14 protein-coding genes are annotated in these 16462 nt (G+C 35.6%); 3 read left to right on the top strand and 11 right to left on the bottom strand.

The window, feature by feature from the left end; all coding sequences use genetic code 11:
* Positions 1-13 precede the first annotated feature (13 nt).
* The 3 genes from argH to K350_RS0119905 all read left to right on the top strand — a co-directional run bounded on the left by argH (position 14) and on the right by K350_RS0119905 (position 3308).
* Positions 14-1345 (top strand): argininosuccinate lyase, encoded by a 1332-nt coding sequence (argH, locus tag K350_RS0119915; RefSeq protein WP_028981394.1) that lies wholly within the window; start codon positions 14-16, stop codon positions 1343-1345.
* A gap of 183 nt (positions 1346-1528) precedes the next feature.
* The gene (locus K350_RS0119910; protein WP_156027111.1) at positions 1529-2107 is read left to right on the top strand and encodes a hypothetical protein; all 579 of its coding nucleotides are present in this window, start codon (positions 1529-1531) and stop codon (positions 2105-2107) included.
* Positions 2097-3308, top strand: a complete 1212-nt coding sequence (locus K350_RS0119905; protein ID WP_028981392.1) for a hypothetical protein — start codon at positions 2097-2099, stop codon at positions 3306-3308. Before K350_RS0119910 ends, K350_RS0119905 begins: the two co-directional genes overlap by 11 nt.
* Positions 3309-3403: 95 nt before the next feature.
* On the opposite strand, the gene abc-f is transcribed toward K350_RS0119905, so the two are convergent.
* From abc-f to K350_RS0119850, 11 genes are all read right to left on the bottom strand, one after another.
* On the bottom strand, positions 3404-4993 hold the full coding sequence (gene abc-f, locus K350_RS0119900) for a ribosomal protection-like ABC-F family protein (RefSeq protein WP_028981391.1): 1590 nt from the start codon (positions 4991-4993) through the stop codon (positions 3404-3406).
* A gap of 277 nt (positions 4994-5270) precedes the next feature.
* Complete coding sequence (locus K350_RS0119895; RefSeq protein WP_028981390.1) at positions 5271-7043, bottom strand: DUF6770 family protein; 1773 nt, start codon at positions 7041-7043, stop codon at positions 5271-5273.
* 440 nt (positions 7044-7483) lie between these two features.
* Positions 7484-7660, bottom strand: a complete 177-nt coding sequence (locus K350_RS32445) for a hypothetical protein (protein WP_156027110.1) — start codon at positions 7658-7660, stop codon at positions 7484-7486.
* Positions 7661-7845: 185 nt separating this feature from the next.
* Positions 7846-9189 carry a sensor histidine kinase gene (locus tag K350_RS0119885; protein WP_028981389.1) on the bottom strand — a complete coding sequence of 448 codons (1344 nt, stop codon included), beginning with the start codon at positions 9187-9189 and terminating at the stop codon, positions 7846-7848.
* A complete protein-coding gene (locus K350_RS0119880) occupies positions 9182-10225 on the bottom strand; it encodes an ATP-binding protein (RefSeq protein WP_028981388.1) in 1044 nt (347 codons plus the stop codon). Before K350_RS0119880 ends, K350_RS0119885 begins: the two co-directional genes overlap by 8 nt.
* The gene (locus K350_RS0119875; RefSeq protein ID WP_028981387.1) at positions 10215-10628 is read right to left on the bottom strand and encodes an anti-sigma regulatory factor; all 414 of its coding nucleotides are present in this window, start codon (positions 10626-10628) and stop codon (positions 10215-10217) included. Before K350_RS0119875 ends, K350_RS0119880 begins: the two co-directional genes overlap by 11 nt.
* Entirely contained in the window at positions 10612-10995 is a 384-nt protein-coding gene (locus tag K350_RS0119870) for an STAS domain-containing protein (protein WP_425423919.1), read from the bottom strand. The genes K350_RS0119875 and K350_RS0119870 overlap by 17 nt, the downstream gene beginning before the upstream one ends.
* A 27-nt stretch (positions 10996-11022) precedes the next feature.
* Positions 11023-11886: an STAS domain-containing protein gene (locus K350_RS0119865; RefSeq protein ID WP_028981385.1), complete on the bottom strand. Its 864-nt coding sequence runs from the start codon at positions 11884-11886 to the stop codon at positions 11023-11025.
* A 605-nt stretch (positions 11887-12491) separates the two neighbouring features.
* Complete coding sequence (locus tag K350_RS0119860; RefSeq protein WP_028981384.1) at positions 12492-13136, bottom strand: NAD-dependent epimerase/dehydratase family protein; 645 nt, start codon at positions 13134-13136, stop codon at positions 12492-12494.
* A gap of 329 nt (positions 13137-13465) precedes the next feature.
* On the bottom strand, positions 13466-15994 hold the full coding sequence (locus tag K350_RS0119855) for an Ig-like domain-containing protein (protein ID WP_028981383.1): 2529 nt from the start codon (positions 15992-15994) through the stop codon (positions 13466-13468).
* Between the two features lie 111 nt (positions 15995-16105).
* On the bottom strand, positions 16106-16342 hold the full coding sequence (locus tag K350_RS0119850) for a T9SS type A sorting domain-containing protein (RefSeq protein ID WP_028981382.1): 237 nt from the start codon (positions 16340-16342) through the stop codon (positions 16106-16108).
* Positions 16343-16462: the final 120 nt, after the last annotated feature.

Genomic DNA, 16462 nt, shown 5'->3' with positions numbered 1-16462 from the left:
AAATTTCGTTACCATGAAGTTGTGGCAAAAAAGCACAGAAGTAAATAAAAGCATTGAGAAATTCACTGTTGGCAAAGATCGCGAGATGGATTTGCTTCTGGCTGAGTTTGACGTACTTGGATCTATTGCACATACGCAAATGCTTGAAAGCATCGGGTTGCTAGAGAAGAGTGAATTAAATATCCTTCATAAAGAATTAAAAAATATCTACAGAGAAATACAGAAAGGCCAGTTCACCATTGAAGATGGCGTGGAAGATGTACACTCTCAGGTAGAATTAATCCTTACAAGAAGACTTGGTGATGTTGGTAAGAAAATACATAGCGGGAGATCAAGAAACGATCAGGTACTGCTAGACCTTAAGCTCTATATAAGAGATCAGATAAGGGTAACTGTAGAAAATGTAAAGACGTTGTTTGAGCTCTTAATTTCATTGAGCGAAAAACACAAAAACGATTTACTTCCAGGATATACACATCTGCAAATAGCAATGCCCTCTTCTTTCGGATTATGGTTTGGTGCATATGCAGAAAGCCTTGCAGATGATCTCAATATGATGCTGGCTGCATATAAAATTGCTAATAAAAATCCACTAGGATCTGCTGCTGGTTATGGTTCTTCTTTTCCACTTAACAGACAAATGACAACAGATCTTTTAGGCTTTGAAAGCTTAAATTACAATGTTGTTTATGCTCAGATGGGAAGAGGCAAAACAGAAAAGAACGTTGCAGCTGCGATGTCTTCAATAGCTTCCTCACTTGGAAGACTTGCAATGGATGTGTGTCTATATATGAACCAGAACTTCGGTTTCATTACATTCCCTGATGAATTGACTACAGGCTCAAGCATCATGCCTCACAAGAAAAATCCGGATGTATTCGAATTGATAAGAGCCAGATGTAACAGGATTCAGTCTTTACCGAATGAGATTAGTCTGATCACTTCTAATCTGCCTTCAGGTTATCACAGGGATCTTCAGATCATCAAAGAAAACTTTCTGCCTGCATTTGAGGACCTTAATAATTGTCTTCAGATTGCAGCATACATGCTAGGACAAATCAAAGTAAAGAGCAACTTGTTGAAAGATGAGAAGTACAAGTATCTTTTCAGTGTGGAGGTAGTCAATCAAATGGTATTGGATGGGACACCATTCAGAGATGCATACAAGCAAGTAGGAGCTCTTATCGAAGAAAATCAATTTAAAGCTCCAGAAACCATTAACCATACACATGAAGGAAGTATAGGTAATCTTATGAATGAAGAGATTACAGCGTCTTTTGACAACATATTTGACCAGTTCCATTTCGAGCTTGTACAGCAGGCTTATGAGAAGTTGGTGAAGTAATTTTAGATTAACGTTAAAAATATATGGAAAGCCCCGAAATTCGGGGCTTTTTTTGTTAGTGAAATTCAAGAGTATTAACTATATTAATCCTTTAAATATTTCGTTTTAAAAGATGGATATTCTGAGAAATAATTTTTTTTAGAAATAGCTAGAGAATAGTATAAAAAATCAAACCAACGAATTATGAAAAGAATCTTTTTTATCTTTACAATTTTTATTTCGATTATAACTCCTGCATTATCACAGACTAAATTAATTGCCCATAAAAGTCATAGCGGGAAAACTACTACTTTCAGAACCTCAATGAAGGCCGATTCTTCCGACCAGGATTTCTCTAATTATGGACTTCCACCCAAAAGATACTTTTCTAAAATAGATTCTGTCAAATACATCTCAGATAGTATTTCTATAGTGGTAAGCAGACTCTCCATTATTCACCAAGACAGAGTTTCTTTTGAATTTGACACTATCCATAATCACCCTTTATTTAAGCAGGGCATGTCTACAGTTAACCTAAAGAAAGCTTTAGAAGAACTTGATTATGAAACTTCCGACAGCATTGACTTTATTGGATTTGACAAAATCAGTAATGTCTCAAAAAAAACAAAAAAGAACTATACCCCTCTCTTAATTTTTGATAACTCGAATCCTCCTTTCAATCCAAAATGGATCGGTATTGTTTCAATATTCTTTATAGCCTTAGTAATTGCATTTCTGAGTAAAAAATATTCAACTATGAAAAGACTCTTGAATGAAAGGTAATCCGAGAGCTTTCCTTAGAATAGCCAGTTATTTTTTTACATGGCTTGGCATCTTATTTATTCCATTTCCTTTCAATTTATTTCCTGAACATGAGGAGATAGCGTCATTAGTTTTTGGAGGCCTGATATCATTTTTCAAACCTCTTTTATTTAATGATTATAACTATAAGGAGATCACCTCAGATTCGTCGTCCCTTTATACTCTTGCTTTTATATTATTTATTCTCTCACTTCTGTTGAGCTCTGCTGTATTGCTTTTCAGGTCGATCCATCTCCAAAGAGGTATAGCAAAAATAGGCAACGCGATAATAGCATACTACTTAAGCTTTCAGCTTCTTAACTATGGATTTGGCAAGATTTTCAAGAGTCAGTTTTATCAGCCCGAACCAAACATTTTATACACGCCAATCGGCTTCCTTGACAAGGACATATTGTTTTGGACAACCATTGGCTCTTCTTATTCCTTTAATATTTTTCTAGGTTTAACACAAGCTATAACAGGTTCATTACTTTTATATAAAAGAACAAGATTAATTGGATATGCTCTAAGTATATTAACGTTTACAAACATTTTAGTAATTAATCTTTGTTTTGATATCTCCCTGAAGTTTTTCTCTTCTTTCCTGCTATTCCTTTCTTTATTAGGGGCGAGTAGCTATTATTCAATTATCAGCACATCGTTAAGCAAGCTACAATTACCATCAGGCGAAGACTTTTCCTCAAATATTAAAAACCAGTTTCTATCTTTCTTCATTAAGACATTTCTGATTTTAATAATTTTGTTTGAAGTATTATATCCTACGATTCAAACAGGGAACTTAAATGATGACAAAGAGAATCGCCCCTATTTACATGGTGCTTATCTTAACTTATCTATGGATAGAGACAGCTCATTTACATGGTTAGATAAGACAAAACGCGTTTTCATACATCGTATGAATTATATGATATTCCAGGATGATAGCGATGAGATGATTGATTACAAACTAAAAATTGACAAAGCTGAAAATCTTTTGATTCTGACAGACTACAATCAATATAAAATGGTTTTAAACTATCATTATTCTACTAAAGATAGCATCCTGACTTTAGTCTATTTAAACAACAACAAAAGTCAAAAAGTAAAATTTAAAAAGTTAAACATTGATACATTACCGATCTTCAGAAAGCAATTTCATTGGACCATTGATGAGATAGAGTGATGGGTTATTAATACTATTTTATCTTTAATGAGCATAAATGAAGAAGCCCCGAAATTCGGGGCTTCTTCATTTTATATTTATCATAATCAAACTTATCATTTCAACTCTATCACCCTCTCCACTCCTATCTGTTCCAGAAAATATTCATCATGTGAAATAACAATAAGCGTTCCTTCATATTCATTGATAGCTGCGGTCATGATTTCGACGTTTTGAATATCAAGATTGTTTGTAGGCTCATCCAGCAAAATAATATCAGGCACCTGGCTGCTTATCGTCAGACAACAAAGCATCAGACGCATTTTCTCTCCTCCGCTTAGTACACCACAAGGCTTATCCCAATCATCTTTAGTAAAAAGAAATCTGTTTAGTCTGATTTTAACTTCGTGTTCCTGAAGAAGCGCTGTATTAAACTTCTGCGCTTGTTCATATACACTAAGAATATTGCTTATGATGGAATATTCCTGATCAACATAGATTGTTTTACTTTCTGCTATCTGTAGGGTTCCTATTAATGGCTTTATTTTTCCTAATATAATTTTGATAAGCGTTGTTTTACCTCTCCCGTTCAGACCTTTCACCACAAGTCTTTCACCACTTGTAATTTGAAAACTCAGACCTTCTTTCCATAAAAGATTTTGGTCATAACTATGATTAATTTCTTTAGCGGTGCAAAGAATCTTCCCTTTATGTAAAGCCGAATTATCAAAACCAAACTTGATCTTGTCGGCCTCAGGCAATTCTTTTCTAAGATCACTGAGCTCTTGAGAAAGTGTACCTGTCTTTTCTGAATGAACACCTTTTGTTCTCGCTGTGCTGTTTTCCGCTTTGTTTTTAAATGTATTCATGGATATCCTGGGAAGGCCTGCTTTCTCCTGCTTCTTCTTTCCTCTTGCATCTGCCCTTTGCTGGCGCTCCATCGCTTCCCGTTCTGTTTCTTTTGCTTTCCTAAGCTCCTTTTCTTTGCTTTTCAAATCATGATCCAGTGCCTGTCGTTCCGATTGTTTCTGCTCTTTATAGAAGTCATAATTTCCACCATACACAGATAAGCCTTTTGTGCTCAGCTCTATAACCGTATCAAGCATATTCAACAACTTTCTATCGTGGCTAATTACTAATAAAGTTGCTGTACATGATTGAATAAACTCATACAAGAGTGCTCTTCCCCCTATATCCAAATGATTACTTGGTTCATCCATCAGTATAATATCTGGCTGATGGATCATAATTCCAGCAAGAAAAACTTTTGTTTTCTGGCCTCCGCTTAAAGTGCCCATCTGCTGTTTAAGTTCTAGTTCCTGAAGCCCCCAGTGCGCAAGAGCTCCATAAGACCTTTCTTCTATAGTCCAGTCATCGTTGAGAATTGAAAAATTCAAATCAGTGACATTTCCTTTAAGAATTTCGCTCAAAGCATTCAGCTTGTCTTCAATCTGAAGTGCCTGTGCTATCGTCTGTTCATTATACTGGCCAAAGATCTGAGGAACATAATATGGCTTTGAGCTTGTATTCGCAAAACCGCCAGATGGTTGAATAACACCGGCTATAATCTTCATCAATGTGGATTTGCCGGAACCGTTATTGCCAATCAAGGCAATTTTATCATGATTGTTTACTGCAAGATGTATTTCATCAAACAATAAATCTTTATTGGAATGTATATATGTGAGATTCTGAAGAATTATCATAACTTCTTTCTTTAAAAGTGGACACTGAGTACCAGGCAGATGCCAGGGACAATTCGTTTTCCTGAAAGAAATTAATTTTACATAAAGGACTTTATTCTTTGATTTATTTACAAAAATAGAATTTTCTACTTTAAATAGAAACGGATCTTTTTTATAATGGTTACTTTCAAACAGCAGGTAGTTCCATACAGTTCATTTTATTTCATACAAATTGTATATAAAGCAAAGAGGCTGCCCGTTTGGACAGCCTCTTTCATTCTAATATTTAGTTAAATAATTAACGGATATCAATATACCATATTTTCAATTTCGCATTGATAGCGTTGTTCATCCCATTGTTATACTTAGCCAGCATGCTTTTCTTTTGGTTGGCATCACCTGTAAGTTCAGGAACGAAATCATAAATAAGGATTTTTCCATCCAAATTTGAAGACGATACTCTTGTATTCAAAGAACGGCTGCGGAAATCATGAGGGCTGTGTGAACCTTTCATGTAATATGTATTCTGAATATCAGAACCAGATGCTTTATCAAGCTTTTTAGAAAGAGCTCCTAATTTACCCATTTTCTGAGATGAAGCAGCATCAAGCTCCTGCTCTACTTTCATAACAGAATTTGTGATTTCTATTGCATTAGTATCAACTGTAGCTGCATTTAACTTTGTGAAAAACAATTTTTCTTTGAAAAGTTTTTCATAAGTAAACTGATATACCAATACTTTCTCTCCGTTTTTCTGTGCAGTAAAACGATATGGGAAATACCCCCTGTTGTTAAGGATATTTGCCAGGTTCAAACCTTTAGCTTGTCCTACATAAGGCTGATCATTAGGATCAGCAGCTGATCTGATAACAGTTACAGATTCGGGTTTGTTTAATTTACGCACATCAGAAAGAACATTGTCTTTTGTAAAATCGAACAACACAAATTCAGAGACGGTTACTGCTTCATCTGAAGACTCACCATTCGACATATTGCTCACTTTGGTAAGAGTACCAAGAGTTTTGTTTTTCCCACCTGCTAATGCCTCATCACCTCTTCTGAAGTTCTCAGCAATTAAAGAAAAGCTACCGTCAGCATTTACAGCTAAGTCCTGCACAAATGTCTTTGTCTTACCACCCCAGATACCATTTGTTGAATTACCAGCTTTAACTTTAGCTTCAACATCTTTCCATGTTTTATATTGATAGTTAAGTTTACCAGCTTTATCAACTACTGCAGTAAATAGACCATCAGATGTTGCATTGTCTTCTCTAGGACCATTGAAATACATACCACCAGTAACTACTTTTCCTTCTGCTCCTAAACGAAGGAAAGTTGCATAACCATAAGCCTTATCATCAGCGCTCTTCAGATGATTGTTAAATAACTGCTTTCCATTGGTCATGCTAAAACCAGCAATATGGTACTCGAAATAGTCAGAATAATCTGCTGATAAAAATTCCAATACATATAGTACGTCATCTGCAACAAGGTAATCAACAGGATAAAGTTTTTTCTTTTCAGGCTCGTACGTTTCAAGATATTTGCTTTCCAGCTTTTCGTTGAAACGCTCAATGCTGTAACCTACTTTTTTATCTTTTGTATAATTGATCACCAAAAAGTCTGTTTGCTCTACAGGAGTGATCATTGCAGGCTTATAAAGAAGACGTGCAGGTACATCCTTTTGCTCTTTTGAAGCAAGTTCTTTGCCTTGTCTATCAAGAATTTTGAAAGTACGTGATTTTTCTTTTGAGTTTGATTTAACAAACATAAAATTACCACCATTATAGGCAAGGTCTTCAAGTTTGTCTTCTGGTTTCAACTCCAGTTTTATTTCATTTGTCGCAACCAGATTGTTGTCAAGTATAATCAGCTTTACAACACGTGGTTTTGCATTGGTTTCTTCATACTGAACATAGTAACCTTTGTCATCCAGTTTCTGAACACCTTTAAACCCTGCTCTTCCTACTTTATCTAATTCAATAGATTGTGCATTTAAGGAAAGCGAACTAAAAAATAACAGCACAGCGCAACATGCAAGTTGCATTGATTTTAAAAACATTCTTTTCATAAAAAATTAAGTTAAACTTTTATTTTGGTGCGGCAATTTATACAATAAAGTGGTAATATTTAAATTATTTAAGCTATTCTTTTTATAACCAAACACACAACAAACAACTATTTTTCAATTATTTAGTCTACAAAAAGCTTCAAAAACAAACTTCTTTAGATGGCAAATAAAAATTTAAAATTTTCTTTTACTTAAAAAACAAACAGGATTTTTCAGGTTCCTTAAATGATGTAATTTATTTTTCAATTTTGAAAAACTATTATTTTTTTTCCTTAACATTTAATATCCAAAGGACCAATTTGGCTCTTATGGCTTTAAAGTATCAAAATCCACTTAAAAAAATGGACCATGAATGCTGTCTGCATGCCTAGCAAGGACAGGTTGTTTCATTTTCAAATACTCATTAAACTTCAAGTTATGTTCCAGATTGTAGGTATTAGTCAAACCTCATCCTTTTTAAAATCATTAATCTTAAATTTAAAAACGACAAATAATGGAATGTCTACATATTGATAATTTCCTTTACTTACCTCTTCAAATGTCAAATCATGAACAATTATTTCATTCACCCCATCAAGATCGACTGCGTTGATCATTGCCTGCTCTGTCTGTTTCATACTTAATGAAGCTTTGAAAAAATTGGATAATTTTAAAAATACCTATCACATGCTTTTACCCGATGAAGGTTTCATAAATCCGGAATGAAATTATAACAGCTTTACTAAACTTCATTAATTCTTAACCGCAGGTATACATAGGTATCATTCAAGAAAAAAGTATTTGCTATTGATGTATTTAATAATTATTTCACAATCTCTTCCGAAGCGGACGCTGGCCAAGTAAACATAAAGTTTGCTCCAAATGGAATATTGTCTTCTATCCAAATATTACCGCCTTTAGATTCAATTATCTTTTTAACTATAGCAAGCCCAATCCCTGTACTTTCAATGCTCCTGTTTTGGTTAATAGTATGAAACAGGTCAAAAACTTTATCCTTCTGACCATCTGGTACACCTGGACCATCATCACAGACGCCAAATTGGTACATACCATTTTCGCATACTTTATAAGAAATTTTTATACTGCCTTGCTTCTTATCATGATACTTCAATGCATTACCGATAAGATTGTTAAAAATCTGCTCAAGATAAATCTCTTCTGTATAAATGGATGGGATGTCCCTAGGAACTTCAACACTCACCCCATCTTTAGAAGGTAGAAATTTGATGATCTCTTCTAAGAGATTTGAAAGGTTTACGTTACTTTTAACAATATTCTCCTTTCCAGATCTCGTGTAGGAAACAATATTTCCAACCAGTTTCTGCATTTTTTCAACTTGACCAACAAACATCTCAAATTCATCATTGATGTTCGTTTCCCTGATTTCGTCTTTGAAGACATCGATAAGCCCAAGCATATTGTTGAGAGGAGCTTTTAGATCATGCGTGACGATATAGGAGAATTCATCCAGCTGCTTATTTTTTTCCTCCAATTGTTTATTGCGGCGCTCTTTGTCTTTAGACAAAGAAGAGATTTCCGCATTTTGCTTTTGAAGTTCTGTATTTAAACGTTTAATCTCTTCCAGCTGGTTTTCAACCATTAGATTTTTATATTTAAGTTGTTCCAAAGCATCAATGAGTTCATCATTTTGCTTTTTCAACTCTTCATATGGGCTAACAGGTTTTTCATTAAGGAAATGCTGGGCCCATCCTTTTATAATAATTCTGTTAATCGGAGGATGATTTGCAGGAAGTTTCATTCCCAATTCAACCTGTGTACCTTTACCTGACTCAGATTGAATATTAAAAAAATCGACCAGTCGCTGTGTATTTTTTATACCTACTCCCTTCCCCATTCTGCCTGGAAAGGCATTCATTATTTTATTAATGTCAGAAATACCATTCCCCTCATCTCTGATAACCGACGATAAACATAGGCTACCTGAAATCTCATTAATATAAAACATAATTTCTCCTCCATTAGCGTGTTCCAATGTATTTCTGCTTATTTCGGAAATTGCGGCAGCGTACTTTGCCTGGTTGGAGAAGTTCAATCCTGTAAGCGTTGCCAGCTGCCTTGCTCTTTTATGAGCGACGACAATATCTAGTTCATTATCGATTTTAACTTTAACAATCGCGCTATACATAATTTATTGCCCTTTTTGTTCTGGCTACAACGACAGTAATATCATCCGTTCTTCGGTTAAAATCTCTATAAAGAACTGCTGCAATAATAGTTGGATGCCTATTTAATATTCCAGGATATTTGTGAAGGTCCCATCTGCTTGTAAGTCCATCAGAATGTACCACCATAGTTTTGGTATTATCCCAAATGTTTATGGTACTATTCATTCTCTTTACATTCAACCCAAGTATGCCATTAAAGAGGATTAGAGACTTTGCATTCTCCATGCTGTAATTACTGATTACTTTACAGCCAATATTGCCCACGCCGCAATGAATCATGTTTTTCTTTTGATTATCTGCATGTATGATAAGGCCGACTGCTCCTCTTGTTTTTTTGAGGCCACTGTGGATTTTATCAACAATAAAATCAGGAGTTTCTGATTTTATATTTTCTTTATAAATATTGATTGCTTCGACTGCTGCTTCATTGGCCTCTTTGCCATGTCCAAGGCCATCTATTACTGCAAGTGACAGTCCATTGTCATCTGTAACATAATGCCATTGGTCTCCGCAAACAGTTTCGGGTATCTTTGCGACCATTACCCCTCCGACCTCAAAACCTTCTTTGGTCTTAGGATAAAGAGATTTCGTTTTTTTAAATACTCGTGCTAAAACAATAGTACCGGTACTTTGGGAATAAATGTCGAATTCGTCTGAAAGTCTTTTTATAGCACCTAATCCTTCCCCCTTGGTCCCTGCAGTAGAATAGCCATCTTCCATCATTCTAACAGGATCCTTTGCGCCACTCCCTTTATCAATGCTTACTATCTCAACCCCAGAAACTTCCGAAAAAACTACGGGCTTGATCAGGATTTCTCTTCCATGCTCACCGAACTTTATCAGATTAGTAACCAATTCAGTCGCTATGATGTTTAACTTACCGATTTCTGTATCACCAAGTAGTAACTCCTGACCTATGTCTTTAATCTTATTTTTTATGAGAGCCAGATAACTTCTGTCTTCAACTGGAAATACTGTATGCAGATTAAAATCCATTCTTCCACCTCACTATTGAAACTGTAGTACCAACTCCTACTGTACTTTTTATATCAAATTCATTAACAAGTCTTTTTGCTCCGGGCAAGCCAAGCCCCAGGCTCTTTCCGGTGGAATAGCCGTCCTGCATAGCCTTTGAGATATCAGGAATACCTGGCCCTTTATCGGCAAAAATAACCCTTACTCCTACTTGCATTTTCTCATTAACTACTTCAATTGTAATCTCTCCGCCACCTCCGTATTTCAACATATTCCTGACAAGCTCGCTTGCCGCTGTTATCAGTTTCGTCTGATTAAGAACAGACATGCCTATCTTTACCGCATGTTCTTTAAGCCTTTGTCTGAAAAAGACTACATCCTGTTCCTTTTCAATTGATATCTTCTCCTTATTCAGTGCTATCATGTTGATCCAGGTCTCCGTCCTCGTCTTCTTCATAAAAGTTCAATTTCTTTTGAAGAAGGAGCATACCTTTTTCAACATCTAATGCTGTATGTACTCCTGGGAGCGGAAGGCCAAGCTCCACAAGTGTAATTGCTACAGCTGGCTGCATTCCAACAACAACAGTTTCAGCATCTAATATTTTTGACATTGTGGCTATATTCCCAAGAATTCTTCCCATAAAAGAGTCAACAATAGAAACTGCCGATATATCTATCAATACACCTTTGGCTTCTACCTTCTTAATCATAGTCACAAGATCATTTTCAAGATTCAGGGCCAGACGATCATACATATCTACTTGAATAGTTACAAGTAAAAATTCGCCCATCTTTAAAATCGGTATTCTGTCCATATCTTATCTTACAATCTTCCTTTCTCCCTTCTTTACTTCAAGTTGTAGCATTCCAAATGCGTGTTTCAATGCGGCGGCCAGGCTTGCTTTGGTCTGGATATTTGATAGATCTATACCCAAATGAACTATAGTCTGAGCAATCTCTGCTCTTATACCACTGATAATGCATTCCGCTCCCATTAGTCTAGTGGCGCTCACTGTTTTGATGAGGTGTTGAGCTACAAGAGAATCTACTGCAGGTACTCCTGAGATATCCAATATTGCAATGCTGCTTCCAGTATCCACTATCTCCTGAAGCAAGTTTTCCATCACAATCTGTGTTCTTGCACTGTCCAGGGTCCCAATGATGGGTAAAGCCAAAATTCCATCCCAAACGCGAATAACAGGAGTTGAGATTTCATTAATTTCCTGTGTCTGTCTTAGAATTACTGATTCACGGCCTTTGATAAAGGTTTCAAATGTTATAATACCAAGCTGATCAAGAAGTTGACTTATTAATACAACAGCATCAACAAGTTCTCTTGAATCTGCCATATCTTTTATTAACAGATTTATCAATGCTTCTTTTAAAGAAAATACATATATCGCTGTCTCCTTTGGAGTATAGCCTTGTTGAGCTCTTGATATCGACAAGCCTTGCAACATCTCAACAATGGGCTCAAATTCTCTGGAATTTAAATCTTCAAAATTTCCTTTTTTAATTGCTTTAATCAGATAGTCAAGCATTTCACCAGATTGTATTCGCAAATTTTCATTGCTCATAAGATCTTCGCGCAGCGTTGCATTTGCCAGCTGATTCTTCATCCATTGTTCTAAAATTTCTTTTTGCTTCTTAAGAAGCAGATCTGCTAATAAATTATTATTCATGTGTTCCTTGAGTATATAAACTTAAAATTAGATGTCGGTAACTATTAAAACAGCTGTATTGTTCGATGTATAATTATCAGAACAACCCTTATGACTGTAAAACTACAGTCTTTAAGAAGGGACATAAGAAATCTGATTTAACCTTCTAAGATCAAATTGTTTATCAAAACCAATACGGATCAGTATTTGTGATACTTGACGCAGGAGAATCTCGTGCAAGCTGTTTTATTTGATTGAAAAGATGGGATTATTTTTTGAATAATTCAAAGATTTAAGTAGCAATTAAATATTTGATAATATGGTTTTATGAGTTGATAATAAAAAAATCAAATGCTTATCTCAACCATGTCAGATATCTATTTCAATTAAAAGTAACTACATTATGAAAACTAAGATCAAAACAAAATAAATTAAAAATCAACAATTTAATGTAAGCATATGATATCAATGATGATCCATTCAACATTCCATATCTGTTGCATTTTTTATAAAATATAAAGCATATTCAATAGCAAAAATTTAATATTATACTGGTCATTAAAATTTAGGCGTTTAACGCCTAGTAACAGTAAAACTTAATACTTTATCAGATTAAACCTACTGACTTATCCAGCCAATAACCTGATATCGCTTATTTCTAAAATATGTTTAGAATAACCTTTCTTAACAACATTGATCATTGCCTGGCCCACCTGTTTCATTGTTAATGAAGCTTGGGGAAATAATAAAGGAATAATTGGAATGATAATTCTAAAAATTCTTTTCACATTCTTTTGTCCTTTGAAAGGCTTCATAAATCCAGGACGAAAATTATAAACAGCTTTAAATGGAAGCTTCATTAAATCATTTTCAGTTTTCCCTTTAACCCGTGCCCACATCAACTTTCCCTTTTCTGTACTGTCTGTATGACCTCCAGAAACAAAATTAAATACCAGATTCGGATTTATGCTTGCAAGTACTTTTGCAAAGTGCATGGTTGTATCATAAGTTATATAAGTATACTTCTCTTCACTCATGCCGATTGAGCTTATCCCGGCACAATAAAAACAGCCATCATAGCCAGATAAGCTTTCCTTGTAATTTTCAAGCTTCATAAAATCAGGCACAATAAGTTCTTCCAGTTTGGCATGTTTGATAGGTGAAGGTTTGCGATTGATCATCAGTATCTTCTTTACTTCAGTATTTTCAAGACATTCCAGCAAAACGCCTTCTCCCACCATACCTGTGGCACCGGTTATAATAACTTTCATAGTAGCAAATTTCGATTATCTGTTTAGCAATAAAAAACTCTTACAACTTAACTCCTAAAATTCATTTCTGTTGAATCTGCTTAAATTAACTAGCCTCACGAAAGAAGGGTAAGGTGTGAGCTTATACAGGCAGACGAATGAAAGATTAAAATATTTCAAATTTTTCAAAAGATTTAGATTACAACGTTAAGAAAGGCATATAAAAAAAGGGAACAATAAAAATTCGTTCCCCTAATTTTCTTTTAAACCTGCTCTGATATATATTAATTATAAAATCCTATCACCTATAACTTAAAAAGGTTGGCTGGATTTTTTAATCAATTCATATTTTACTCTACTATTATTTTTTCCGTTAATATATCTTTATCCGTTCTTACATTAAGAATGTATACTCCAGGCTCTAAACCTTCCGGGTTTATCTCACTTGAAAATATTAGGCCAGTTCTTCTTTCAATAAGATCGATAATCTTTTGACCCATAGTATTTGATAATTCCAGTTCAACATAATCCGAATCTTCAACTCCAGTAATCACCAGGTTAAACTTTCCTTTGTTTGGGTTCGGCCAGACTTTTATACTTGCTTCATTTACGGACTTTACACTCTTTATTTGAGTTTTATACACAGAGCCATCATTATCTATTTCATTTACCCTGTAGTAAACTTGGCCTTCAGTTTTATTATCTGTAAACGTATATGTCAGTGGAGTAGAGCTTTCACCAGCAGCACTGAGCGTTCCTATCTCATAAAAATCAATGCCATTGATCGACTTCTCAATAATAAATCGATTTGTATTCTTTTCGAATGCAGTAATCCAACTTAAGAGAACTTTTTTATCCGTCTCTTGTTTCACTCCAAAATAAAGAAATTCAAGAGGCTGTGTGCAATCTGGGGTAGCCTTTACAGGAATTCTCCCACAATTAAGATTATATAAAATTTTCCAGTTATATAGTCCTCCATAAAAAGCAGTACCAACGGCATTTCCCCCTTCTGATGTCCCTGTTATTATACCAATAGTGCCACCTGCGTCGTCAGAGATGGGATAAGGGGCAGTGGTAGGATTTTCAATCTGTGCATTTCCTGTCGCCCCATTTTTAGCTGTGAGTCTATAAGTACCAGCGGCAGGTACTGTAATTTTAACCGGAACTCTTACTGCATAAATCTGTACTCCAGCAGTTGGATATGTAGGTTTTATGATCCCTAATGTCTGAGCACCACTATTGGTTGTAGTGAATGGTACTCCGGGATCTATTACTGTCGGTGCTGTTGTTCCCCCAGGATTATTGGTTAACTGAATCTGAACTGTTATGGGATCATTAGGATTACTATTATTCATCCACCAGTAAACTGTTACACTGTCAATGATGAAACTTTGCTTCGCCGTAAATGCCGTTTTATATTGATCTAAAGATCTGTTGCCATATGTACCACTTATTGCAGCTTTTCCCATTGTGGTGTTATAAACAGTTACATCTTCGACATAATAAGTCGTAGCAGTGGAAATCGATGGGGTTGTGTATGTGGTACCAGTTTGAAGTGCTGTTGTGCTCGTTGGACTTGCATACCATTTATAAGTAGAAGTAGCAGGGCCGGTAACGGACAATTTAGCTGTTCCAGGAGCGCAGAAATAAGCATCTTTAGGGACAGCAGTTTGCAGTGTAGTGATTTGAGAAACGTTTGAGACAACTTCACCACAACCTGGAGTTGGATCATTTGCCACTACTTTATAATACTTGGCAGAATTAGCTGTGTAAGTTGACGCGACTCCAAGTGTTCCTTTAATTGTATCCCACTTGGTACCATTGTCTGATGAAAGCCATTTAAATGTAACGCCTGGTCCATTAAAACCTGGATTAAGAGTTATTGAAGGAGGATCACATAATTTAACAGGATTCGGCAATGCCAAGGTATAATTTCCTGTTATCGTAATTACATCGGATTTTAAACATCCTCCCGCCCCGTTTTTAACGCATACAACATATGTTCCTGCACTTGTAGCCTTATATGTTGATGAGGTTGACAACTGGGCTCCCGCGCTGTTTTTCCATTCATAGATATAACTTGCAGGCGTTCCTGGATTAAGTGTCAATCCGGCACCGCCAGTACCACATAAGGTACCTGTTGAAGACAATGCGGGCTGCTGCGTAGAAGCATCTGCAAACGCACATCCCGGAGTAAAGGTAATATCATCCAGACCAAAATCCACACCTGTATTACAGGCTGTACCTGTGGTTGTATTCTGAATACTGATGGCTGCAGACGTTATTCCAGGAGGACATTGCCATGTTGCAGTTACTACTTGCCAAATTCCCTGAGTAGAGGAAGTTGTAAATGTACTTCCACCAGTAGTTAACGTGAGGTTATCACCATTAATATCAAAATTCAATATGGCGAGGTCATTTGAAGTTCCTGATCTATTCAGGTTTGTAACATAACATTCAAAATAATACCAGGTACCAGGAACCACCGCTACTTGTTGGCTCCACGCATTGATGCCAAGCTGACAGACACCGTCTACCATTAGAAAATTATTATCAGCCGTTGGAGAATGATCTTTAATAGGATTTCCAAAACCACTTGCTCCCACGTTAAACGCCTGATTAAACCAGTCTGAACTTGGGCCTACCCATATCTTTCCCGGGTTAGAATAGCAGGAAGAAGAAGGGAAAGCATCTGCGCAAGTGAAGTAAGTGTATCCTCCTGCTCCTGCAGGAGTAAAAGTGAAAGAGCCATCATTGCCAGCAGTAAAATCACCGTTTTTAGTGAGGTTCTGCCCATTTTGAATGGTAGTTCCACATGATTGAGTAACCTGAGCCTTTACTGTAGTATTTAACAATATATTGCCTGCGGTTACAGCCATTATCAAATAATATAGTTTGAACATAAGTTTGTTTTTCCTTCTAAATTAATATTTTTTCTTTTAAAAGCAACAAAATCAACCCTTTACAAATGTTCAATTTATTTTTAACATCTATCTCACCCCTCTTTGGCCATCACTTATTTTTAAAATGTATACACCAGCATTCAAACTACTCACATCAATAAGGCGTGTTCCTATATAACTTTTTCCATTCATTGAATACTGCAAGACACCCTGCAAATCGCATATTGATGCTTGCTCTATAAGGTCTGCACCAGTCTCAAGAATGAAATGTTTTTCTGTAGGATTAGGATATAGATGATAAAACCAGTGTATGCTTATATGCAAAATTATCCAACACCCCTCTCAAGAGTTTTCATTATTATCTCAAAAAGTTACAAAATCGAGTCATTAAAATTTCATCTTTTAATTCTCAACAGACTGATTTCAAATGAGATCTAATTAACC

Origin of the sequence: Sporocytophaga myxococcoides DSM 11118, from assembly GCF_000426725.1 — a bacterium.
Lineage (GTDB): Bacteria > Bacteroidota > Bacteroidia > Cytophagales > Cytophagaceae > Sporocytophaga > Sporocytophaga myxococcoides.
Note: the sequence above shows the minus strand (reverse complement) of the source record. Positions and strands in the feature narration are given on the sequence as shown.